This window comes from Stutzerimonas sp. NM35 (assembly GCF_054604355.1).
In genome coordinates this window covers 790,849-814,307 of the sequence record NZ_CM137728.1, presented here as the reverse complement: position 1 = coordinate 814,307, position 23,459 = coordinate 790,849, and the positions used below count along the sequence as shown (strand labels likewise).

Annotated in this window: 18 protein-coding genes; 8 read left to right on the top strand and 10 right to left on the bottom strand. The window is 64.4% G+C overall.

What is annotated here, in order from left to right; translation table 11 throughout:
• Positions 1-105 precede the first annotated feature (105 nt).
• Together ACYCFC_RS03940 and ACYCFC_RS03935 are read right to left on the bottom strand one after the other, a co-directional pair.
• Entirely contained in the window at positions 106-1,269 is a 1,164-nt protein-coding gene (locus ACYCFC_RS03940; protein WP_459653173.1) for an acyl-CoA dehydrogenase family protein, read from the bottom strand.
• Positions 1,270-1,326: 57 nt separating this feature from the next.
• Positions 1,327-2,154, bottom strand: coding sequence for an HTD2 family dehydratase (locus tag ACYCFC_RS03935; RefSeq protein WP_459653172.1), 828 nt, complete (start codon positions 2,152-2,154; stop codon positions 1,327-1,329).
• A gap of 123 nt (positions 2,155-2,277) precedes the next feature.
• Between ACYCFC_RS03935 and ACYCFC_RS03930 the strand changes: the two genes are divergently transcribed.
• The gene (locus ACYCFC_RS03930) at positions 2,278-3,168 is read left to right on the top strand and encodes a LysR family transcriptional regulator (protein ID WP_459653171.1); all 891 of its coding nucleotides are present in this window, start codon (positions 2,278-2,280) and stop codon (positions 3,166-3,168) included.
• 206 nt (positions 3,169-3,374) lie between these two features.
• Positions 3,375-4,694: an MFS transporter gene (locus ACYCFC_RS03925; protein WP_459653170.1), complete on the top strand. Its 1,320-nt coding sequence runs from the start codon at positions 3,375-3,377 to the stop codon at positions 4,692-4,694.
• Positions 4,695-4,709: 15 nt separating this feature from the next.
• Here the strand turns inward: ACYCFC_RS03925 and arfB are convergent, their stop codons facing one another.
• Positions 4,710-5,123, bottom strand: a complete 414-nt coding sequence (gene arfB / locus ACYCFC_RS03920) for an alternative ribosome rescue aminoacyl-tRNA hydrolase ArfB (RefSeq protein WP_459653169.1) — start codon at positions 5,121-5,123, stop codon at positions 4,710-4,712.
• 262 nt (positions 5,124-5,385) lie between these two features.
• Here arfB and ACYCFC_RS03915 point away from each other — a divergent pair, with 262 nt between their 5' ends.
• Positions 5,386-6,426 carry a metal-dependent hydrolase gene (locus ACYCFC_RS03915; protein WP_459653168.1) on the top strand — a complete coding sequence of 347 codons (1,041 nt, stop codon included), beginning with the start codon at positions 5,386-5,388 and terminating at the stop codon, positions 6,424-6,426.
• A 327-nt stretch (positions 6,427-6,753) separates the two neighbouring features.
• Here the strand turns inward: ACYCFC_RS03915 and ACYCFC_RS03910 are convergent, their stop codons facing one another.
• The 6 genes from ACYCFC_RS03910 to ACYCFC_RS03885 form a co-directional block, all read right to left on the bottom strand.
• Entirely contained in the window at positions 6,754-8,703 is a 1,950-nt protein-coding gene (locus ACYCFC_RS03910) for a HAMP domain-containing methyl-accepting chemotaxis protein (protein WP_181083087.1), read from the bottom strand.
• A gap of 147 nt (positions 8,704-8,850) precedes the next feature.
• The gene (locus tag ACYCFC_RS03905) at positions 8,851-10,632 is read right to left on the bottom strand and encodes an ABC transporter ATP-binding protein (protein ID WP_181083088.1); all 1,782 of its coding nucleotides are present in this window, start codon (positions 10,630-10,632) and stop codon (positions 8,851-8,853) included.
• Complete coding sequence (locus ACYCFC_RS03900) at positions 10,625-11,257, bottom strand: DsbA family protein (protein ID WP_181083089.1); 633 nt, start codon at positions 11,255-11,257, stop codon at positions 10,625-10,627. The genes ACYCFC_RS03905 and ACYCFC_RS03900 overlap by 8 nt, the downstream gene beginning before the upstream one ends.
• Before the next feature lie 22 nt (positions 11,258-11,279).
• Complete coding sequence (gene trhO / locus ACYCFC_RS03895) at positions 11,280-12,215, bottom strand: oxygen-dependent tRNA uridine(34) hydroxylase TrhO (protein ID WP_181083090.1); 936 nt, start codon at positions 12,213-12,215, stop codon at positions 11,280-11,282.
• 129 nt (positions 12,216-12,344) lie between these two features.
• On the bottom strand, positions 12,345-12,641 hold the full coding sequence (locus tag ACYCFC_RS03890) for a BolA family protein (RefSeq protein WP_181083091.1): 297 nt from the start codon (positions 12,639-12,641) through the stop codon (positions 12,345-12,347).
• A gap of 15 nt (positions 12,642-12,656) precedes the next feature.
• The gene (locus tag ACYCFC_RS03885) at positions 12,657-13,166 is read right to left on the bottom strand and encodes a DUF2059 domain-containing protein (RefSeq protein ID WP_181083092.1); all 510 of its coding nucleotides are present in this window, start codon (positions 13,164-13,166) and stop codon (positions 12,657-12,659) included.
• A gap of 138 nt (positions 13,167-13,304) precedes the next feature.
• Here ACYCFC_RS03885 and ACYCFC_RS03880 point away from each other — a divergent pair, with 138 nt between their 5' ends.
• A complete protein-coding gene (locus ACYCFC_RS03880) occupies positions 13,305-14,690 on the top strand; it encodes a class II fumarate hydratase (RefSeq protein WP_459653167.1) in 1,386 nt (461 codons plus the stop codon).
• A gap of 78 nt (positions 14,691-14,768) precedes the next feature.
• On the opposite strand, the gene pap is transcribed toward ACYCFC_RS03880, so the two are convergent.
• A complete protein-coding gene (gene pap / locus ACYCFC_RS03875) occupies positions 14,769-16,262 on the bottom strand; it encodes a polyphosphate:AMP phosphotransferase (protein WP_459653166.1) in 1,494 nt (497 codons plus the stop codon).
• Positions 16,263-16,454: 192 nt separating this feature from the next.
• On the opposite strand from pap, the gene mnmC reads away from it, so the two are divergent.
• The 4 genes from mnmC to ACYCFC_RS03855 all read left to right on the top strand — a co-directional run bounded on the left by mnmC (position 16,455) and on the right by ACYCFC_RS03855 (position 23,455).
• Positions 16,455-18,428 (top strand): bifunctional tRNA (5-methylaminomethyl-2-thiouridine)(34)-methyltransferase MnmD/FAD-dependent 5-carboxymethylaminomethyl-2-thiouridine(34) oxidoreductase MnmC, encoded by a 1,974-nt coding sequence (gene mnmC, locus ACYCFC_RS03870; RefSeq protein ID WP_459653165.1) that lies wholly within the window; start codon positions 16,455-16,457, stop codon positions 18,426-18,428.
• Between the two features lie 235 nt (positions 18,429-18,663).
• The gene (locus tag ACYCFC_RS03865; RefSeq protein WP_459653164.1) at positions 18,664-20,436 is read left to right on the top strand and encodes an N-acetylglutaminylglutamine amidotransferase; all 1,773 of its coding nucleotides are present in this window, start codon (positions 18,664-18,666) and stop codon (positions 20,434-20,436) included.
• 41 nt (positions 20,437-20,477) lie between these two features.
• Positions 20,478-22,256 (top strand): N-acetylglutaminylglutamine synthetase, encoded by a 1,779-nt coding sequence (gene ngg, locus ACYCFC_RS03860; protein ID WP_459653163.1) that lies wholly within the window; start codon positions 20,478-20,480, stop codon positions 22,254-22,256.
• Positions 22,253-23,455, top strand: coding sequence for an osmoprotectant NAGGN system M42 family peptidase (locus ACYCFC_RS03855; protein ID WP_459653162.1), 1,203 nt, complete (start codon positions 22,253-22,255; stop codon positions 23,453-23,455). The genes ngg and ACYCFC_RS03855 overlap by 4 nt, the downstream gene beginning before the upstream one ends.
• Positions 23,456-23,459 lie beyond the last annotated feature (4 nt).

Below are 23,459 nucleotides of genomic sequence, written 5' to 3'. Positions count from 1 at the left end.
TTTCGTAGGAGTGGGCCTTGCCCGCGAAATATTCCCGCTCGGAGGGACGAGCCTCCTTCGCAGGCAAGGCCCGCTCCTACAGGATGGATTTCAGCCCACCGATGATTAAAAAGAACGCGGCAGCTCCAACAGATGCTCGGCCACGTAGGACAGGATCAGGTTGGTGGAGATCGGCGCCACCTGGTACAGCCGCGTCTCGCGGAATTTGCGCTCGACGTCGTATTCGTTGGCAAAACCGAAGCCGCCGTGGGTCTGCAGGCAGGCGTTGGCCGCCTCCCAGGACGCCTTGGCCGCCAGGTACTTGGCCATGTTGGCCGCCGCCCCGGCGTTGCGACCGGCGTCGTATTCCTCGCAGGCGCGCCAGCGCATGAGATCCGCCGCTTCCAGCTCTATATGCGACTCGGCGATGGGGAACTGCACGCCCTGGTTCTGCCCGATGGGACGCCCGAACACCACGCGGTCGCGGGCGTACTGGGCGGATTTTTCCGTGAACCAGCGGCCATCGCCGATGCACTCGGCGGCGATCAGGGTACGCTCGGCATTCAGGCCGTCGAGGATGTAACGGAACCCCTTGCCCTCTTCGCCGATCAGGCTGCTGGCCGGAATCTCCAGGTTGTCGAAGAACAGCTCGTTGGTTTCGTGGTTGACCATGTTGGCGATCGGCTGCACGGTCAGGCCGTTGCCGATGGCCTCGCGCAGATCGATCAGGAAGATCGACATGCCGTCGGCCTTGCGCTGCACCTCGGCCAGCGGCGTGGTGCGCGCCAGCAGGATCATCAGGTCCGAATGCTGGATACGCGAGATCCACACCTTCTGGCCATTGATGATGTACTTGTCGCCCTGCTTCACCGCCGTGGTCTTGATCCTGGTGGTGTCGGTGCCGGTGGTCGGCTCGGTCACGCCCATCGATTGCAGGCGCAACTCGCCGCTGGCCAGTTTCGGCAGGTAGTAGCGCTTCTGCTCCTCGCTGCCGTTACGCAGCAGGGTGAACATGTTGTACATCTGCCCGTGCACGGTGCCGGAATTGCCGCCGCAGCGGTTGACCTCTTCGAGGATGATCGAGGCTTCGGCCAGACCCAGGCCCGAGCCGCCGTATTCTTCCGGGATCATCGCCGACAGCCAGCCAGCTGCGGTCAGCGCGCTGACGAAGGCTTCGGGAAAGCCCTTCTCCTCGTCGATCCTGCGCCAGTATTCGGCGGGGAACTCGACGCAGAGGCCGCGCACGCCTTCACGGATGGCGTTGTATTCGTCGTTCTGGTACGGGTTCATCCAGATTCCTCGATGCGTGTCGGTGTTGTGCGCTCACGCGCCACAACTAGTGATGTGTCAGGCGAATTCCACTTCGGCCTGCTGCGCGATGCCGTCGGCATTGCCGGCCCAGAGTTCGGCCTTGCCGGGCGTGACGATGCGCCCGCCAACCTCGAACGGCTGCGGCGCGATCAGCGGGCGCACGCCGCGATAGGCGAAACGCCTGAGGCGCGCGTCGGGGTTGGCGCGGCAGAAGGCGCGCAGGCTGAGCGTGGCGATCAGCGGGCCATGCACCACCAGCCCCGGATAGCCTTCGGTTCCGGTGGCGTAGGGCCAGTCGTAATGGATGCGGTGACCATTGAAGGTGACCGCCGAGTAACGGAACAGCAGCGTCGCGGTAGGCTCCACCGCCTCACGCCAGTCGCCGGTCGGCAACGGCTCGCTGCCGGACAGCTTTGGCGGGCTCGGCTCGCGGTAGACGATGTCCTGCTCCTCGCGGATGGCCAGGCGACCGTCCTGGGAGTAGTCGTGGCGCAAGGTGACGAACAGCAGCGCCCCCGTGCGACCGGTCTTCTCCTCGACATTGAGAATGGTGGTGGTGCGGCTGGCTTCGCCGCCGACTTTCAGCGGCTCGTGGAATTCCAGACGCCCGCCGGCCCACATGCGGTTGCGCTCGCCAGCCGGTGGCAGGAAGCCGCCCCGCGCCGGATGCCCGTCCTGACCGAGACCGGCCTCGGCCACCGTGTCCTGGAAGAAGCACCACTGCCACAGCGGTGGCAGTGGTTCGCCATGCCCCGGATTAGGCTCGCCGAAAGTAGCGGCGATACGCTGGATCAGGTTGCGGCTCAGTTGATCGTGAACATCCTGGGTACGCCCGATCCAGGCAGTCAAAGCAGAGTCGGTCATTGCTTGGGTCCGCGCTGTGTTGTTTTACCGCAGGATGCAACGAAGCCGGCGTTCCGTGAATTTGTATTTACCGACACCAGCGTTCGGCTATCCTGAACGCCATTTCTTCCTGCGAGCGCCACCATGCATTTCGATCTGGCCGATCTGCGCCTGTTCATCCATATCGCCGAATCCCCCAGCCTGACCCAGGGCGCGCGGCGCGCGCACCTTTCGCCAGCCGCCGCCAGCGCCCGGATCAAGGCGCTGGAGGGCCAGCTCGACAGCCGCCTGCTGTACCGCGACAGTCGCGGCGTGGAACTGACGCCCGCAGGCAGCCGGTTGTTGCAGCACGCGCGGCTGATCATGCGCCAGGTCGATTACCTGAAAAGCGAGTTCACCGAATACGGTGCCGACAATGCCGGGCATATCCGCATCTTCGCCAACACCACGGCGGTCACCGAATTCCTCCCCGAGGTGCTGGCCGGCTTCCTCGCCCAGCGCCCCGGCGTCACGGTGGACCTGCAGGAAAAGCTCAGCCGCGACATCGTCCGTGGCGTGCTGGATGGCTCCACGGACATGGGCATCATCGCCGGCCCGGTGCAGGCCGAAGGCCTGCAGGTCCTGCACTTCAGCACCGACCGCCTGCTGCTGGCGCTGCCCGTAGGGCATCCGCTGGCGACGGAAAAGAAGGTGACCCTGCGCCAGACCCTGTCTTACCAGCACATCGGCCTGCACGAAGGCAGCACACTGTTGAGCTTCCTGCGCGATCAGGTCGAGCGGTTGGGTGGCAATCTGTCGTTGCGCATCCAGGTTTCCAGCTTCGAAGCCGTGTGCCGGATGATCGAGGCCGGCGTCGGCATCGGCGTGATCCCCGAATCCGCCGCCCTGCGCCACAGCCGCACCATGCAGCTGGTCACGGTGGCGCTGGACGAGCCCTGGGCCGTGCGTGAACGCAGCATCCTGGTGCGCGATCTGGAGGCGCTGCCCGGAACGGTGCGCGCGCTGATCGCCACCCTGACTTGCGCGTCGCACTGAGCCATCCACACATCGGAGCGAATTGGTTGGAATCCTCCGGCGCCTGAGTTGCCCAACCGAAGACACCAGCGAAACGCCGGAGCGCAACATGCCGGCCAATCTTCCGATTTTCCCCTTTTAATTCAACAGGCTGCACACGCAAGGCACTGGTCGTCGCGGCACTCTCAGCTTGCCATCATCGTTTCACTTGCCTAGGGTTGTTCGTCATGAGGACTTTAATCGCGCCCATCGCTTCACTACTCGCTGGTGTCGCCCTTCTTCTGCTCGGCCACGGCCTGCTCAATACCCTGCTGACCCTGCGCGGGGTCGCCGAAGGCTATTCCACGGGCATGATCGGCCTGCTGATGTCGGCCTATTTCGCCGGTTTCCTCATCGGTACCTGGCTGGCGCCTTCACTGATTCGCCGCATCGGGCATATCCGCACCTTCGCCTTCTATGCGGGCGTGGCGACGGTGGTGGTGCTGCTGCACGTACTGATCGTCAACCCCTGGGTGTGGCTGGCGCTGCGACTGCTCTATGGCGTTGCGCTGGTCACGCTGTACATGGTCATCGAGAGCTGGCTCAACGCGCAGGTCAGCGGCGAGAAGCGCGGCCAGGTGTTCGCCCTGTACATGGCCGTCAACCTCGGCGCGCTGGCCGCCGCGCAGCAGCTGCTGAGCCTCGACAACCCCATGGCGTTCACCCTGTTCGCACTGTCATCCATCCTGATCTGTGCCGCGCTGATGCCCATCACCCTGACCCGCCAGGCACAACCGGTACAGCCGGAAATGCCGCCCACCGACCTGCTGCAACTGGCCCGTATCGCGCCCTTGCCCCTGATGGGCGCCGGGATTTCAGGGCTGGCCCTGGGCGGTTTCTGGGGCCTGGCGCCGGTCTACGCCAGCCAGGTGGGCTTCGATGCAGCCGGGGTCGGCCTGCTGATGAGCGTGACGATTCTTGGCGGCGCGCTGCTGCAATGGCCCATCGGGCTGTTTTCCGACAAGCATGAACGGCGCGTGGTGATGCTCTGGGTGGTCGCCATCGCCGCGTTGCTCGCCCTAGTCATTGCCCCGCTGACGGCCAGCCCGCTGCTGCTGGGGCTGATGTTCATCTGGGGTGGCCTGGCCTTCTCGATCTATTCGATAGCCGTCGCACAGATGGTCGACCAGCTGCACCCGGACGAAATTCTCTCGGGCTCCAGCGGCCTTTTGCTGGCCAACGGCTTCGGCGCCGCCATTGGCCCGGTGGCAGCCGGTGGCCTGATGCACCTGGCCGGCCCCATTGCATTGCCGCTGTTCTTTGCCGTAAGCCTGGGCGTGCTGGCGTTGTACTCGTTCTGGCGACCGCGTCGGGTCATGGATCTGGTGACCGAACCCCACGGCCATTTCACGCCGATGCTACGCACCAGCCCCACGGTGATGGAACTGATGCCCGACGCGCCCGAAGTGCTGCCCACGGTGGAGCCGGCCAGCGAAGAAGGGCTGGACGACATGCCGCTTCCAGAGCCTGCACCTGACCTCGAGTCCGAGCAACGCAGCGGCTCGTAAGAGGCTGCGGGCAACTCAGAAATCCACCTTGCCCCGCCCTGCCTTGATCGCGCCCCGTTTGTTCTTGCCCTCCAGCCGGCGCTTTTTCGAGGCAAGGGTCGGGCGTGTCGGGCGTCGCGCCTTCTCGACCTTCGCTGCGCTGCGAATCAGCTCGACCAGGCGCTCCAGCGCATCGGCGCGGTTCTGCTCCTGGGTCCGATACTGCTGCGCCTTGAGGATAATCACGCCATCGGCGGTGATACGGCTGTCGCGCAATGCCAGCAGCCGTTCCTTGTAGAAGTCTGGCAGCGACGAGCCCTTGATATCGAAGCGCAGGTGCACCGCGCTGGAGACCTTGTTGACATTCTGCCCACCGGCACCTTGCGCGCGGATCGCGGTCAGTTCGACCTCGCTGTCGGACAGATTCACGGTATTGGATATCTCGATCATCGAAGCCTTCATAAATCATCATCGCCGCAGCAACCCGGACACCTTTCTAAATGAATTGGCGCTGCTTGCCCGCGCGGCCTTCGGTTAACAGACCGTGGAAAAACGTAGGCGAGGCAGGCAAGACGAGGCAAAAACAGCCGAAGAAGCGGAGTTTAGGTGTTCTATATGAGCATTCTGAGGCTGTTTTTAACGACGTATTGCCAACGCAGCTAGTTTTTCAACAGCCTGTTAAGGTTACCTTCCCGCTGCAACGGACAGTCCCATGGATTCGATTACTCAGGCCCTGCTGGGCGCCAGTGTACAGGCCTCCCTGCTCGGTCGCTGGCAGGGTCGCAAGGCGCTGCTGTATGGCGCCATGCTCGGCACCCTGCCCGATCTCGATGTGGTGATCGACTTTGGCGATGCCGTGGCCAACATGACCTATCACCGTGGCTTCAGCCATTCGCTGTTCGTCCTCAGCCTGGTGGCCGTGGGGCTGACCTGGCTGGTAAGACGATTCCGGCCCAACCCGGACTATTCGGGCATGCGCCTGTTCTTCACCCTCTGGCTGGTGCTGATCACCCATGTGACGCTGGACGCCTTCACCAGCTACGGCACCCAGCTCTTCTGGCCCTTGCAGACGGCGCCCGTTGCCTGGTCCAGCGTGTTCATCATCGACCCGCTGTATAGCGTGCCCCTTCTTTTGGCGGTACTGGCCGGGACGATCCTCGGCTTGCAGGGACGCACCCCGCGCTGGCCGGCGCTCGCCCTGCTGCTGTCATCTCTGTACCTGGCCTTTACCCTGGCCGGCAAACAGATGACGGAGAATCGGCTGGAAACGGCCCTGTCCGGCACGAGCATCCAGGCTGAACGGATATTCATCACGCCGACACCCTTCAACAGCCTGCTGTGGCGCGCCATCGTGGTGGACGGTGACGACTACTACGAAACCCTGGTGAGCTGGTTCGACTACAGCCCGCCGCAGCTGGTACGCCTGCCCCGTGGAGCGGGACTCACCAGCCTGCTTGCCGACTCGCCGCAGCATGCCCGCCTGCACTGGTTCAGCGATGGCGTGCTGCGTTACGACGAAGTGAATGATCAGATTCTGGTGACGGATCTGCGGCTGGGCATGACCGGCTTCCATCCCTTCCGCTTCGCATTGGCCGAGCGCAACGGCGATGGCTGGCGGCTGATCCCCCATGTCGAAAGACTGCCAGCCGCGCGCGGCGACCTCGACCGTCTTGAACAGATCTGGCAACGCATCTGGCAGCAGCACCCCGGCCTGCCACTGGCCGAGTGGGCGGCAGACCTGAACAGGCGGTAGGTGGGGTCACGCTTCACCGCCCCGACGAGCGGAGTGGCGGATGATGCCGGCAGGTTCCGGCTTGCACCTCCGAAACCCGGATTACGCCTTCGGAAACCCGGATTACGCCTTCGGCTAATCCAGGCTACAGCCTACGAACGTGACGCGGCGCTGTTGTAGGTCGGGTTAAGCTTCACCAACCCGACGAGCGGAGTGCCGGATGATGCCGGCAGGTTCCGGCTTGCACCTCCGAAACCCGATTACGCCTTCGGAAACCCGGATTACGCCTTCGGCTAATCCAGGCTACGACTGAGCAGAGTGTAGGGCCGAACGAGTTCGGCCCTACGATCAGGTACGAAAATGCCTGACCAGCCCTTGCAGCTCGACACCCAGACGCGCCAGTTCGGCGCTGGCGGCGGCGGTCTGCTCACTGGCGCTGGCGCTCTGCTCGCCGATGTCATGCACCCGCGTCACGCTTTCGGAGATGTTTTCCGCCACGGCGCTCTGCTCCTCGGCGGCGGCGGCGATCTGCTGGTTCATCTGTTCGATGGTGGACACCGACTCGGTGATGCGCCCCAGCGCCATGCCGGCCTCGTTGGCCAGCTCGACGGTGCGTTGGGTCAGATCACGGCTGCTCTGCATCTGCTCCACCGCCTGCTTGGCGACGCGCTGCAGATTGCCGATCAGGCCTTCGATTTCCTCGGTGGAATCATGGGTGCGCCGTGCCAGGGCACGCACTTCATCGGCGACCACGGCAAAGCCGCGGCCCTGTTCCCCGGCCCGTGCGGCTTCGATGGCCGCGTTGAGCGCCAGCAGGTTGGTCTGCTCGGCGACGGCACGGATGACTTCCAGCACGCTGCCGATGCGCCCGCTTTCGGCATGCAGCGCCTCGATGGCATGGGCCGACTGCTCGACCTCACCGGCAAGATGGCCGACCTGCACAGCGGCATCCTGCACCACCAGATCGCCCTGACACGCCTGCCGGTCAGCTTCGCGTGCAGCCAGCGAGGCCTGCTCGGCATTCTGCGCCACTTCCTGCACGGTGGCCGACATTTCGTGAATGGCAGTCACTACCTGTTCGGTCTCGATACGCTGTTTCTGCACACCGGCACTGGTCTGGGCGGTGACCGCCGACAGCTGTTCGGCGGCGGTGGCTAACTGTCCGACCCCGCCGCCGATGCGCCCGATCAGCGTGCGCAGGCTCTGGGTCATGTTGGCCATGGCCTGCTGCAACTGACCGAGCTCATCCTGCCGGGTAACCGTCTGCGTCTGGGTCAGATCCCCGCCCGCAACCTGCTGGGCCAGTTGTACGGTGTAGCGCAGCGGCACCACGATCATGCGCGAGATCAGCGTGGCGGCCACCAGACCGATAAGTACGGCAAGCACAGTGATGCCGCCCAGCAGCCAGTGGGCATTGCTGCGCTGGGCCTGCATGGCGGCGGTCGACCGATCCAGCGCCTGGTCGGCGGCATCGAGAATGTGCCGCGCCTGGGTTTCCATAGCCTGCTCCAGCGCAATCCGTGTGCCGCGATTGCCACGAAACTCGGTAAAAGCCTGCTCATAGTTGCTGATGGCCGCCAGCGCGCCGTCCATCGTGGCCTGCTGGTCTTCACTGAGCCAGACCTTGAGGCTGCTGCCGATGGTGTTCACGTCACCGTAGGCCTCGACCCAGCTATCGACCGCCGCCTGGGCGTTGGTGCCGATAAACATGCTCTCGAAGGTGCGCAGATCGAGGATGCGCTTGGTCAGACCGGATGCCGCTTCAGCGATGGTCAGTGGATCACTGCCCTTCAGGCGATCACCTTCGAGCCGCAACACCCGTACCGCATCGTACATATCCAGCTCGATATACTCGAATTCCTCACGGCTCCGCTGCGCGGCCTCGCCCATGTGCTGGCGCAGCTCCGCACCCCGGTCGATCAGCGTGCCGTATTCGCTGAACTGCTTGGCGTAGATCTCGACATCGCTGCGAATCCGCTGCAATTGCGCCTGCTCTTCAGCAATGGATCGGGCCGCCAGTTCATTCAGCTCCTGATTGAGCCTCTCCAGCGTGCTGCGCAGCGCCTCGGCGGACGTCGCCTGGCGGGTCAGCGCGTAGTCACGCTCCTGGCCACGCGCCTCGAGAATCGCGGCATTGATCCGCGAAAGCTGGTTCATCTGCGAGGAGCGGGTGAGAATCGAATCCACCGCGTAGAAACCGGTGCCAGCCACACCCAGGGTCAGCAAAAGGACCATGGCAAAGCCGAACAGCAGCTTTTTGCCTACGGAAAGGTTGGCGAAAATATCGGCAGACTGCATCGGAAAAACCCTACAAATGGCGTATTACGAAGTCGCCGGTGGTGCGACTGGAGCGAAGGGCTAAATCATAGCCTTTTAGTCAGCCATTGGCAGCAAAACGTCAACAATCCATCGCCATAAATCAGACGAAGTGCAGACCAAATACGCTCAATGCTGTTGCAGATGGCCGTATAGCCGCGCATAGAGCCCGCCTTCGGCGATCAGTTGCAGATGCTCACCCTGCTCGGCGATCCGCCCGCCATCGAATACAAGGACCCGATCGGCCTGTTTCACCGCCGACAGCCGGTGGGCGATGATCAGGGTCGTGCGGCCCTGGAGAAAGCGGCTCAGGCCTTGATGCAGGGCGTATTCGGTGGCGCTGTCGAGGGCCGAAGTCGCCTCGTCGAGAATCACCACGCTCGGCTCGGCAAGGATCATCCGCGCCACGGCCAGGCGCTGCCGCTGGCCACCCGACAGGCGCACCCCGGAACGTCCGACGATACTGTCCAGGCCCTCGGGCAACTGCCGGATGGTGTCCGCCAGCTGGGCGATTTCCAGCGCCTGCCAGCAGGCCTGATCGTCGCGTTCGCGGCCCATCAGCAGATTGGCGCGCACCGTATCGTTGAACAGCGCCGGATGCTGCAACACCACCGCCACATGCTCGCGCACGCAGTCCAGGCCGATCTGTTCGAGCGTGGCATCGCCATAGCGAATCTCCCCGGCCTGGGCGCGATACAGGCCCAGCAGCAGCTGCACCAGGGTGCTCTTACCGCCACCGCTGGCGCCGACGATGGCGACCTTCTCGCCGGGCGCGATCTTCAGATCCAGGCCTTCGAGCACCGGCTCGTCCTGATAGGAGAAATACAGCCCGCGCACCTCGATGCCCACCGTGCGACCCGCCGTGAAGGGGTTGCGCCCACCTTCGTACTGCGGCTCGTCAGCCCGCGCCAGCAGCTGGTTGATCCGCGTCAGCGCGCCGCCTGCGGCATAAAATGCGTATTGCAGGCTGAGCAACTGCTCCACCGGGCCGATCATGAACCACAGGTAGCTGAACACCGCCAGCATCTGGCCGATGGACAGATCCGAGAGCAGCACCGTGAGCATCGCCGCCGCGCGAAAGACATCGATGCCGAACTGGAACAGCAGACCGCTGGCGCGATTGGAGGCATCGGTCTTCCACTGCGAAGCCACGGCATGGTCACGCACCTCGCGGGCCTTGAACCCCAGCCGCCCGAGGAAAAAACCCTGACGGTTGCCGGCGCGCACTTCCTGGATCGCATCCAGGGTTTCGGTGAGCGCCTGGGTGAAACGCGAAGTGCTGTCGTTCTCCAGCTTCTTCAGGTGCTTGACGCGCTTGCCCAGCTGCACCGTGGCGTAGATCACCAGCGGATTGAACAGCAGAATCAGCAGCGCCAGTTGCCAGTGCATCCACAACAGGATCGCCGCCGTGCCGGCAATCGACAGCAGCGCCACCAACAGGCGACTGAGGGTTTCGCCGACGAATTTGTCGATGGTTTCCAGATCGGTGACCAGATGCGCCGCCACCGTACCGCCGCCGAGGCTTTCGTATTCAGCCAGGGCGATGCGCTTGAGGCGTTCGATCAGGCGGATGCGGATACGGTAGACGATATCCTTGGACAACCGCGCGAACAGCCGTGCCTGCAGCACGTTGAACACCAGCGCAGAGCCGCGCAGCAGCAGCGTCACGCCGAGCATCAGGCCGATATAGCCGACCGCCGTCTGCCAACCTGTCGGCAGGAAGCGGTCCATGATCTGCAGCGCCGTGTTGCCGTCACCGAGCAGCACCTCATCGACCAGCAGCGGCAGCAACAGGGGAATCGGCACGCTGCTCAGGGTCGCCAGCACGGCGACCAGGTTGGCCAGGATCAGCGCCTTGCGGTGATGCAACGCGAGACGGCGAATCTCCGCCCAGCTGAGCCGGTCAGGCATGCGCGTTGCGCTCCAGCCAGCGCGCCAGCAACGGCTCCAGTGCCGCCAGCGGCTGGTAGCCGTTGGTCAGCAGCGCCAGCTGACCATCGTGCTCGGCGAGCAGGGTTGGAAACCCGGCGATGCCGAGGTTGCGCGCCCAGTCGAAATCACTGGCGGTGGTGTCGCGAATAGCCTGGGAATCGAAACGGTCGGCGAATTCGCCTCGCCCCAGCCCGACGGCTTCGGCCAGTTCCACCAGCCGTTGCGGCTGGGTAACGTCGCAGCGCTGCACGTAGAACGCCTGCTGGATACGCAACGCCAACGGCCAGACGCTGCGCTCATCGAGGCCACGCGCCGCCACCAGCGCACGGCAGGCCGGCTCGGTGTCGTAGATCAACCCGTCGGGCAAGCCCTGTTCGAGGTCGAAGGGTTGCGCGCTGGCTTCATGCACCGCGCGCCAATAGGACAGGGTGCGTTCGCGTCCGGCGCTGTCCATGACCATCCGTTCGCGGCGCAGGCCGCCGACCACCAGCCGCATCCCGACGTCACAGGCGCGCGCCTGCTCCGCCAATGCCTGGGCCACCGGCGCAAAGCCCCAGCACCAGGAACACATGGGGTCCATCACGTAGATCAGTCGGGTGCTCATCAGTACTCCTGAACCCGTGCCTTCACGCACCCTGTTTGCGGTAGTTGTGACCGATGGGATGCGGCTGGTTGCGCTTGAGCGCCAGTTCGATCTGCTTCTGCCGTTCACGGGCGCTGGTGCGGGTTTTCTCGCTCAGCGTATTCCAGCAATGCGGGCAGCTGATGCCGGGCACGTAATGCTCCGACTGTCGATCCTGAGCCGAAATCGGCGTGCGGCAGGCATGACATTGATCGAAGTCGCCCTCACTGAGATCGTGGCGCACGGTCACCCGGTTGTCGAACACATAGCAGTCGCCGCGCCAGCGAGTCTCTTGCTCGGGCACTTCCTCCAGGTATTTGAGGATGCCGCCCTTGAGGTGATAGACCTCCTCGAACCCCTCACCCAGCATGTAGCTCGACGCCTTCTCGCAACGAATGCCGCCGGTGCAGAACATCGCGACCTTCTTGTGCCTGGCCGGGTCGTAATGCGCCTTGATGTACTCGGGGAACTCGCGAAAGGATTTGGTCTGCGGATCGATCGCACCGTCGAAGGTGCCGATGGCCACTTCGTAGTCGTTGCGGGTGTCGATCAGCAGTACCTCGGGGTCGTCGATCAATGCGTTCCAGTCCTTCGGCTCGACGTAGGTGCCGACACGCTGGTTGGGATCGACGCCCGGCACGCCAAGGGTGACGATTTCCTTCTTCAGCTTGACCTTGGTGCGATAGAACGGCGGTTCCTCACAGCGGGATTCCTTGTGGTCGATATCGGCCAGACGCGGATCGTTGTCGAACCAGGCCAGCAGTGCATCGATACCTTCGCGGCTGCCGGCAACGGTGCCATTGATGCCTTCCTCGGCGAGCAGCAACGTGCCCTTGATACCGTTGGCTTCGAGGACGGCGAGCAGCGGCTCACGCAACGCGACGTAGTCCGGCAGGGAGACGAACTTGTACAGCGCCGCGACGACGATCTTTTGAGTCATGAAGGTTCTCCAGTGGTCACCCTCGCAAAGGGCGGACCGGGAATGCGAAAACGACAGCGCCGGCGTGAGCCGGCGCGGCGCGCATTCTAACAACAAACGCGCGACTGTCCTCTGGTGACAGCCAAACGGCTATTTATGTCCGCCCGCACAGACGGGCGAAGCCGGCGCAACGCCCTGCTGTTGCCATTCTTGCGGTGTATAGGTGTGCAGCGCCAGGGCGTGGATCTGCTGCATCAGTTCGCCCATGGCGGCATAGGCCTTCTGGTGGCGCTTGACGGCGTTGAGGCCGGCGAACTGCTCGCTGACGATCACCGCCTTGTAATGGGTTTCCTGCCCCCGGCTGTGCATGTGGCTTTCATCGAGCACCTGCAGGTGCTCGGGTTGCAGCACCCGCAGGGCGTTTTCAATCACGTTCAGTTTGCTCATGCCTGGCTAACTCCGTCAGGGCTTCTTCTGGGTATCGAGTTCGGCGGTCATTTCCGCCAGCAGCTTGTTCACCTGGGGCACGGCGCCTTCCAGCCTGGCCTGGGTCAGCTGCGCCGAGCGCGCATTGAGTTGCGGCAACCGGGCCAGCACCTTGCGGCCCAGTTCGGATGCGTAGAATTCATTCAGTTCGGCCAGCTCCTGCTCACTGAACACTTCGCTGTAGAGCGCAATCAGTTCGGGCTTGAGCTTGTCCCAGCCGATCTCCCGGTCCAGCACGGCATCGGCCTTGGACTGGTAGCTTTCCAGCAGGGCGCGCTTGCTTTCCGGCGCCTGCGTCTGGGCGAAGCGCTCGGCGAACATCTGCTGGACCTGGGCATAGATCGGTACGGTCAGGCGGTTGGCGCTGGCCAGTTCGAGAAAGCGCTCGGCCCGTGCGGCGTGGCTGGCCTCATCGGCGCTGACCTGAACGCTGAAGACTGCCAGCGACAAGACACTGCAAAGGCCGGCCATACGAAAAAGGTGCATTGAGTGATCCTTGGTGGGCGATAGTTGAGCCTCAGTGGACACATTCTGCGCGCGGAGTTCCAATCTCTCAAGGAAGGGGGAACCCGCACCCTCCCCCGGCAGCCTAAACTCAATCGTCCAGCAACGGAGCAAAATGGCATGACCCGCACCGAAACCGACAGCCTAGGCCCCGTGGAAGTACCGGAACAGGCCTACTGGGGCGCGCAGACCCAGCGCTCGTTGAGCAACTTCGCCATCGGCGACCAGCGCATGCCCCTCGCCGTCTGCCACGCACTGGCGCTGATCAAGAAGGCGGCGGCGCGGGTCAATGACCGTATCGGCGACCTGCCGCCCGATATCGCCCGGCTCATCGAACAGGCCGCCGACGAGATTCTCCACGGCCAGCACGACGAGCAGTTTCCGCTGGTGGTCTGGCAGACCGGCAGCGGCACCCAGAGCAACATGAACGTCAACGAAGTGATCGCCGGTCGCGCCAACGAACTGGCCGACGGCACCCGCGGCGGCAAGAGCCCGGTGCACCCGAACGATCACGTCAATCGTGCACAGAGCTCCAACGACTGCTTTCCCACCGCCATGCACATCGCCACCGCCAGGGCGATCCATGACCAGTTGCTGCCGGCCATTGCCGAGCTGTCCGGCGGCCTGGCCGAGCAGGCGGCGCGCCATGGCAGGCTGGTCAAGACCGGGCGCACGCACATGATGGATGCCACGCCCGTCACCTTCGGCCAGGAGCTGTCCGCATTCGTCGCGCAACTGGACATCGCCGAGCATGCCATTCGCCAGGCGCTGCCAGCGGTCTACGAACTGGCCCAGGGTGGCACCGCGGTCGGCACCGGCCTCAACGCGCCCCATGGTTTCGCCGATGCCATCGCGGCGGAACTGGCGGCGCTGTCCGGGCTGCCCTTCGTCTCGGCGCCGAACAAGTTCGCCGCGCTGTCCGGCCATGAGCCGCTGGTGGCCCTGTCCGGGGCGCTGAAAACCCTGGCCGTGGCGCTGATGAAGATCGCCAATGACCTGCGCCTGCTCGGCTCCGGCCCGCGCGGCGGCTTTGCCGAAGTGCGCCTGCCGGCCAACGAACCGGGCAGCTCGATCATGCCCGGCAAGGTCAACCCGACCCAGTGCGAGGCGCTGTCGATGCTCGCCTGCCAGGTCATGGGCAATGACGTGACCATCGGCTTCGCCGCGAGCCAGGGGCACCTGCAGTTGAACGTGTTCAAGCCGGTGATCATCCACAACCTGCTGGAATCGATCCGCCTGCTGGCCGATGGCTGCCGCAACTTCAACAGCCACTGCATCATCGGCATGGAGCCGGACGCCGAGCGCATGGCCGAACACCTGGAACGCGGCCTGATGCTGGTAACGGCGCTGAATCCGCATATTGGCTACGACAAGGCTGCCGAAATCGCCAAGAAGGCCTACGCCGAAGGCAGCACCCTGCGCGAAGCGGCGCTGCAACTCGGCTATCTCAGCGATGAGGAATTCGATCAGTGGGTGCGCCCGGAAACCATGCTGGAACCGGGGTAGCGGAGCGTCGGATTACGCCTACGGCTAATCCGACCTACATCTGGCGGAACATCGGCGGCAACGCGGGTTGGTTTTTTCCTAATCCTTTGCGATGGCCGCCTCCAGTGCCTCGTTCAGCGTGCGCAGGACCTTGATCCGGGCGAAGCGCTTGTCGTTGGCTTCCACCAGCGTCCAGGGCGCGATTTCGGTGCTGGTGCGGTCGACCATGTCCGTTACCGCATTGCCGTAATCGTCCCACTTTTCACGGTTGCGCCAGTCTTCCTCGGTGATCTTGAAGCGCTTGTGCGGCGTGTTCTCGCGCTCCTTGAAACGCTCCAGCTGGGTCTGTTTGTCGATGGACAGCCAGAACTTGACCACCACCACGCCGGCATCGATCAGCTGCTCCTCGAAATCGTTGATCTCGTTGTAGGCTCGCAGCCACTCATCCGGTGAACAGAACCCCTCGACGCGCTCGACCAGCACACGGCCATACCAGGAACGGTCGAAGATGGTGAACATTCCACGGCCCGGTACATTGCGCCAGAAACGCCAGAGCCAGGGTTTGGCCCGCTCGTCCTCGCTGGGCGCCGACACCTGTACGGTGCGATACAGGCGCGGATCCAGTGCGCCGGTGATACGGCGGATGGCACTGCCCTTGCCGGCGGCGTCATGTCCTTCGAACAGCGCCAGCACGCCGCGCTTGCGCAGGCGACGATCACGCAGCAAGTGGGAAAGCCGCGCCTGCTCGTCGGCCAGTTGGCGTTTGTAAGTGTCCTTGTCCAGCTTCTGCGAGAGATCCAGGCTGCCGAGCAGACTCAGCTGATTCATGCTCATGTCCGCTTCGACCGGTGCGGAATGCGGCGCCACGGCAGGTCCATCGTTGCTATCGAGTGCCGCATTCAGGCCACCGAGCAACAGGCGCCCGGCGATCAGGCTGCGGTAACGCTCGTCAGCCCCCTCGATCACGTACCAGGGGGCGAAACTTCGGCTGCTGCGGCGCAGGATCAGCTCGCCATGGCGCACGAACCTGTCGTAGGTCTTGGACTGCTGCCAGTCCAGCGGGCTGATGCGCCAGCTGTGCAGCGGGTCGTCCTTGAGCGCTTCGAGGCGACGGTGCATACGGTCCTTGGACAGGTGAAACCAGAACTTGAAGATCAGCACGCCTTCATCGCAGAGCATGCGTTCCAGGCGTTGCGCCCGGCTGATGGCCAGCTCCAGGTCAACCTTGCGCGTGCGCCCATGCACACGGTCTTCGAGCATCTTGCTGTACCAGTTGCCGAAAAAAATGCCGGTCTGCCCCTTCGCAGGCATACGCCGCCAGTAGCGCCAGGCAAGCGGATGCGAAAGCTCCTCGTCGCTGGGCACATCGAAGCTGTCCACACGAATCAGGCGCGGGTCCATCCATTCGTTGAGCAGCTTGATGGTCTCGCCCTTGCCCGCACCTTCGATGCCGTTGATCAGGATAAGCACCGGAAAACGTGCCTGTTCCCGAAGCCGGTTCTGGGCATTGAGCAAGGCTTCGCGCAGGATCGGTACTTCGGCGTCGTAGGTGGCCTTGTCGATGCTGTGGCCGATTTCCGCAGACTCGAACATCGTGTTCTCCAGAGACTTGTCGCGTTCATTGATGGTTAGCAGGCCTGTCCAAGTATCGCGCAAAAACACTACCCGAAATTGACTGATGGCAGTTGGCCTCCAACTTCTCTGCTTTTCTGATGCGACAAAGCGTGCCCGCAGCGGCTTTGCGGTGGCTGCTAGAATCGCGCACCTTGATTCAGGATATAGACCATGCCTGCCGATACCCCGACGCCTCTGCAGCACGCTGAACTCGACTGGGACGAAAACGGCCAGCCGCAATCACGCCGCTATGGCGATGTGTATTTTTCGCGCGCCTCGGGGCTTGCCGAAACGGCTCATGTATTTCTGCAGCCGAACCGGCTGGCCGAGCGCTTCGCCGCCCTGGCGAAAGGCCAGCGACTGGTGATCGGCGAGACGGGGTTCGGCACCGGTCTGAACTTCCTCTGTGCCTGGCGGCTCTTCGAGCAGCAGGCGCAGGCTGACACTTTCCTGCATTTCGTCAGCGTGGAAAAGCATCCACTGAGCCGTGAGGACCTGCAGCGGGCGCTGGCCCTGTGGCCGGAACTGCAGGGGCTGGCGCAACAGCTGCTGGATCGGTACGTGGCGGTGAATCCGGGCTTCCAGCAATTTCGCTTCGGCCGGATAACCCTGACGCTGATGGTGGGCGACGCATTGGAATGCCTGGGCAGCCTGGACGCAGGGGTCGATGCCTGGTTCCTCGACGGCTTCGCCCCGGCGAAGAACCCGGACATGTGGCAGCCGGAGCTGTTCGCGCAGCTGGCGCGCCTGTCCGCACCGGGCGCGACCCTGGCCACCTTCACCAGCGCAGGCATCGTGCGCCGTGGATTGCTGACGGCAGGCTTCGAAGTCGAACGTATCCCCGGCTTCGGACAGAAACGTGAAAGCCTGCAGGGGCGCTTCGACAGTCGGGTTTCACAGCCCGGCAAACCCTGGTTTTCCCGGCCCACCTTCACCCCGAAGCAGCGCAAGGCGCTGGTGATCGGTGCAGGCCTGGCCGGTTGCGCCAGCGCCGCCAGCCTGGCCGCGCGGGGCTGGCAGGTGACGCTGCTGGAGCGCCACGCAGAGATTGCCGAGGAAGGCTCCGGCAATCCCCAGGGCGTGCTCTACCTCAAGCTTTCGGCGCATGGCACGGCGCTTTCACAACTGGTGCTCAGCGGCTTCGGCTACACCCGCAGGCTGCTGCGCAATCTGCAACAGGGCCGGGACTGGGACGCCTGCGGCGTATTGCAGATCGCCTTCGATGACAAGGAAGCCGCGCGTCAGGCCGAGCTGGCCGGCGTCTTCCCGACAAGGTTGCTGCATGCGCTGGATCGCACCCAGGCCGAACGACTGGCCGGTGTCGAGCTGCGCGATGGCGGCCTGTTTTACCCGGATGCCGGCTGGGCGCATCCACCAGCCCTGTGTCGCTGGCTGATCGACAACCCGGCCATCGAAGTGCGCACGCATCGCCACCCCGTCGAACTGCGGCGCAACGGCGAACAATGGCAGGCCGTCGAGAACGGCGCGGTACTGGCCGAAGCGCCGGTGGTCGTCCTCGCCGGCGCGGCGGATGTGGCCCGCTTCGAGCAGAGCGCCTGGCTGCCGCTCAAGCGCATTCGCGGGCAGATCACCGGCCTGCCGATGACCGAGCAGAGCACGGCCTTGCGCACCGTACTCTGCGCCAAAGGCTATGTCGCACCGGCACGCAACGGTCAGCACACGCTGGGCGCAAGCTTCAATTTCGCCGACACCGACCCGGCGCCCAGCGCAGCCGAACACCGCGCCAATCTGGACATGCTGGAGGAAATCTCCGCCGACCTGCATCGAAAGCTGCGGGCCGACAGCCTGCCCGTCGAGCATTTGCAGGGGCGCGTCGCCATGCGCTGCACCAGTCCCGACTACCTGCCGATCATCGGCCCGCTGACCGATTCCGCGTCATTTGCCGAGGCCTATGCGGTACTCGCTCGCGATGCGCGGCAAGTGCCGCAAACGCCCTGCCCCTGGCTGGACGGGCTTTATGTCAATACCGCCCACGGCTCGCGCGGCATGATCAGCGCACCGCTGTCCGGCGAGCTGCTGGCCGCCTGGATCGACGGCGATCCGCTGCCGGTGCCACATGCCATTGCCGAGGCCTGCCATCCCAGCCGCTTTCTGCTGCGCAAGCTGATCCGCGGCGCGTCCTGACGCTGCGATTCAGCGATTCTCTGCAGCGGTATTCCCGCCGCGCGGTAGCCACTGTTCAGCGAAAGCGACAGACAGTTTTACGAATTCTGGTTTGACCCCCAATCCCGAATTTGTTTGGGTATACCCCTGACTGGTACGCAATGGCTGCCGCAGGCAGCGCGCTGGTCCGGAAACCTGAACTTCAGGATCCGGGCATCAGTCACACTCCCCAACGGCAAAACCGGTAAGGACTTTCATGTGTGGCATAGCTGGAGAACTTCGTTTCGATAATCGCCCCGCCGATCTGGCGGCGATTGAACGCATCACTCAACACCTCACCGCCCGCGGCCCCGATGCCAGCGGCTTTCATAGTGCCGGCCCGATGGCCATGGGGCATCGGCGGCTGAAGATCATGGACCTGTGCGAGGCCTCGGGTCAGCCGATGATCGATTCGGCGCTGGGCCTGTCGATGGTCTTCAACGGCGCCATCTACAACTACCCGGAACTGCGCGCCGAGCTCGAAGGCCTTGGCTACCGCTTCTTTTCCGAAGGCGACACCGAGGTCCTGCTCAAGGGTTTTCATGCATGGGGCGAGGCCCTGCTGCCGCGCCTGAACGGCATGTTCGCCTTCGCCATCTGGCAGCGCGATGTGCAGGAACTGTTCATCGCCCGCGACCGGCTCGGCATCAAGCCGCTGTACCTGTCGCAAACCGGCGACCGTCTGCGCTTCGCCTCCAGCCTGCCGGCGCTGCTCAAGGGCGGCGATATCGCCGGCGTGCTGAACCCGGTGGCGCTCAATCACTACATGAGCTTCCACGCCGTGGTGCCGGCCCCGGATACACTGATCGCAGGGATCGAGAAACTGCCGCCGGGCACCTTCATGCGGGTCGATGCCAGCGGCAAGACCCACCAGCAGCGCTGGTGGCAACTGACGTTCGGCGCGCGGGAAGACGAGCAGCACTACACCTTCGAGGACTGGCAGGAACGCACCCTGGCGGCGCTGCGTGAATCCGTCGCGTTGCGCCAGCGTGCGGCGGTGGACGTCGGCGTGCTGCTGTCCGGCGGCGTCGACTCCAGTCTGCTGGTCGGGCTGCTGCGCGAGGCCGGAGCGGCGAACAATCTGCTGACCTTCTCCATCGGTTTCGAGGACGCTGGCGGCGAGCGCGGCGACGAATTCAAGTATTCGGACCTGATCGCCAATCACTACCAGACCCGCCATCACCAGCTGCGCATCCAGGAAAAGGAAATCCTCGAACAGTTGCCCGCCGCCTTCCAGGCGATGAGCGAACCGATGGTCAGCCACGACTGCATCGCCTTCTATCTCCTGTCGCGCGAGGTTTCCAAACACTGCAAGGTGGTGCAGAGCGGCCAGGGCGCGGACGAACTGTTCGCCGGCTATCACTGGTATCCCCAGGTCGATGGCGCCGAGGACCCGGCTGCAGCCTACCTCGCCGCCTTCCGCGACCGCAGCTACGAGGAGTACGCCGAAACCATGCAGGCGCAATGGGCCAGGGGCGATTTCTCCGGCGACTTCGTGCGCCAGCACTTCGCCCAGCCCGGCGCCGAAACCGCGGTGGACAAGGCGTTGCGTATCGACAGCACCGTGATGCTGGTGGAAGACCCGGTCAAGCGCGTGGACAACATGACCATGGCCTGGGGCCTGGAAGCGCGCGTGCCTTTCCTTGATCACAATGTCGCCGAGCTTTCAGCACGCATACCGGCACAATACAAGCTGCCCGGCGGCGGCAAATATGTCCTCAAGGAAGCCTCACGCAAGGTCATTCCCGCCGAGGTCATCGACCGGCCCAAAGGCTATTTCCCGGTGCCCGGCCTCAAGCATCTGCAAGGTGTCACCCTGAACTGGGTGCGCGAACTGCTGACCGATCCCAGCCAGGATCGCGGCCTCTACGACCCGGCCATGCTCGACAGGCTGCTCAACGATCCCGATGGCCAGCTGACGCCGCTACGCGGCTCCAAGCTCTGGCAACTGGCGGCGCTCAACCTGTGGCTGAGCGAACAGGGGCTTTGACTCGCGTTGCAAGCGAGTCCACCACACACAAGGAAAGCCACATGCAGAAGTCTCAAGCATACGGACAGCGACTGTTGCGCGGCCAGGCACCGACCTACGAACGTCTCCAGGCGCGCCTGGCTGGCGACGGCCAGGCCGAACAGCCCGGGCCGGTCACCTTGCATTGCGGCTGGGGGCGGATTCTGGTCGGCCATACCTATGCCGAGCCAGCGGAGCTGGCGGCGGACCTGCTGGGCGAACAGGCCGGCGAACGCGACATCGCCCTCTATGTCGCCGCGCCGCATCAGGTGCTGGCCCATGCGCCGCAGCAGCTCTTCCTCGACCCCTCCGACACGCTGCGTATCTGGTTCACCGATTACCGTCCGGCGCGCCGCAGCTTTCGCGGTTTCAGCATTCGCCGGGCGCAGAGCGAGGCGGACTGGAAGGCCATCAATTGCCTCTACCAGTCGCGAGGCATGCTGCCGGTCAATCCGGAACTGTGCACACCGCGCGAGGAAGGCGGGCCGGTCTACTGGCTGGCCGAGGACGAGGACTCCGGGCAGGTCATCGGCAGCGTGATGGGCATCAATCACCAGAAGGCCTTCAACGATCCGGAAAACGGTTCCAGCCTCTGGTGCCTGGCGGTTGCACCCAGTTGCACGCGCCCCGGTGTCGGCGAGGCGCTGGTGCGGCACCTGATCGAGCAGTGCATGGGCCGCGGCCTGGCCTATCTGGACCTCTCGGTGCTGCACGACAACCGCCAGGCCAAGGCGCTTTACGCCAAGCTCGGCTTCCGCGACCTGCAGACCTTTACCGTCAAGCGCAAGAACAGTTTCAACCAGCCGCTGTTTCTCGGCCCCGGCCCGGAAGCCACGCTCAACCCCTACGCCCGGATCATCGTCGACGAAGCGCGCCGGCGCGGCATCGAGATCGCCATTGATGACGCCGAAGCCGGCCTGTTCACCCTCACCCAGGGCGGTCGGCGCGTGCGCTGCCGCGAATCGCTGTCGGACCTGACTTCCGCCGTGAGCATGACGCTGTGCCAGGACAAGTGCCTGACCCACCGCACTCTTGCCCGCGCGGGCCTGCACCTGCCGGCCCAGCGCCTGGCGGGCTCTGCCGAGGACAACGCCGCCTTTCTGCGCGAGCACGGCAGTCTTGTCGTCAAGCCCGTCGATGGCGAGCAGGGCCACGGTGTCTCGGTGGACCTGCGCAGCAGCGAGGACGTGGAAGACGCCATCATCCGTGCGCGCCAGTTCGACCAGCGCGTACTGCTGGAAAGCTTCCATCCGGGGCTGGATCTGCGCATCGTGGTGATCGGCTATGACATGGTGGCCGCCGCGATCCGTCGTCCTGCGCAAGTCGTCGGCGATGGCAGCCACACCATCGGTGAACTGATCGAAGCCCAGAGCCGCCGGCGCCAGGCGGCCACGGGCGGCGAAAGCTGTATTCCCATGGATGAAGAAACCCGGCGCTGCCTGCACGATGCCGGCCTGGACTACGACAGCGTCCTGCCCGGCGGCCAGCATCTGGTAGTCAGGCGCACCGCCAACCTGCACACCGGCGGCACCCTCGAGGACGTCACCGAGCAGTTGCATCCCGAGCTGGTCGAAGCTGCCGTTCACGCAGCGCGGGCACTGGATATCCCGGTGGTCGGGCTGGACCTGCTGGTCACGGCGCCTGACCAGCCTGAATACGTCTTCATCGAAGCCAACGAGCGCGTCGGCCTGGCCAACCATCATCCGCGCCCCACTGCCGAGCGCTTTATCGACCTGCTGTTTCCCCTGAGCCACAGCGCCAGCCTGGCGCAAGCTCAGCAACCTGAACAGGAGCGCAAGTGACCACCCGCATTCCCGAGCCTGACCTCAACTACCTGCAGCGCGTGCTGCTGGAAACACTCGCAATCCCCAGCCCCACCGGCTTTACCGACACCATCGTGCGCTACGTGGCCGAGCGCCTGAAGGAACTGGGCATCCCCTTCGAGCTGACCCGGCGCGGCACCATCCGCGCCACGCTCAAGGGCCGCCTCGACAGCCCCGACCGCGCCATCGCCGCGCACCTGGACACCATTGGCGCCAGCGTGCGCGAAATCCATGACAGCGGTCGCCTGGGCCTGTCACCGGTGGGCTGCTGGTCGAGCCGCTTCGCCGAAGGCAGCCGTGTCAGTGTTTTCACCGACGAGGGTGTGATTCGTGGCAGCGTCCTGCCGCTGCTCGCCTCGGGCCATGCCTTCAATACCGAAGTCGACACCATGCCCATCAGCTGGGACCACGTCGAACTGCGCCTGGATGCCCATACCGCCAACCGCGCCGACACCCTGGCACTGGGCGTCAACGTGGGCGACTTCGTCGCCTTCGATCCGATGCCGGAGTTCACCGACAGCGGCTATATCAGCGCCCGCCACCTGGACGACAAGGCCGGCGTGGCCGCCCTGCTGACTGCGCTGAAGGCACTGGTCGAGAGCGGACACGAACTGCCCATCGATTGCCACCCGCTGTTCACCATCACCGAGGAAACCGGCTCCGGTGCGGCGGGCGCGCTGCCCTGGGACGTCAGCGAATTCGTCGGTATCGATATCGCCCCCACGGCCAAGGGCCAGGCCTCCAGCGAACATGCCGTCACGGTCGCCATGCAGGATTCGGGCGGTCCCTACGACTATCACCTGTCGCGACACCTGCTCAAGCTGGCGAGCGCCCAGGATATCGCGGTACGCCGCGACCTGTTCCGCTACTACCACAGCGATGCCCAGTCGGCGATTGCCGCCGGCCACGATATCCGCACGGCATTGCTGGCGTTCGGCTGCGACGCCACCCACGGCTACGAGCGCACCCATATCGACAGCCTGACGGCCCTGAGCCGGCTGATCTGCGCCTACCTGCTCAGTCCGCCGGTATTCTCCAGCGACGCCCAGGCCTGCCAGGACTCGCTGGAAAGCTTCAGCCACCAGCTCGAACACGACACGCAGATGGAAAACGACACCCGGGTGCCGGCGGTCGATGCGATTCTCGACAGACCTACAGAGGGCAGGAAGGACACCTGAGCCC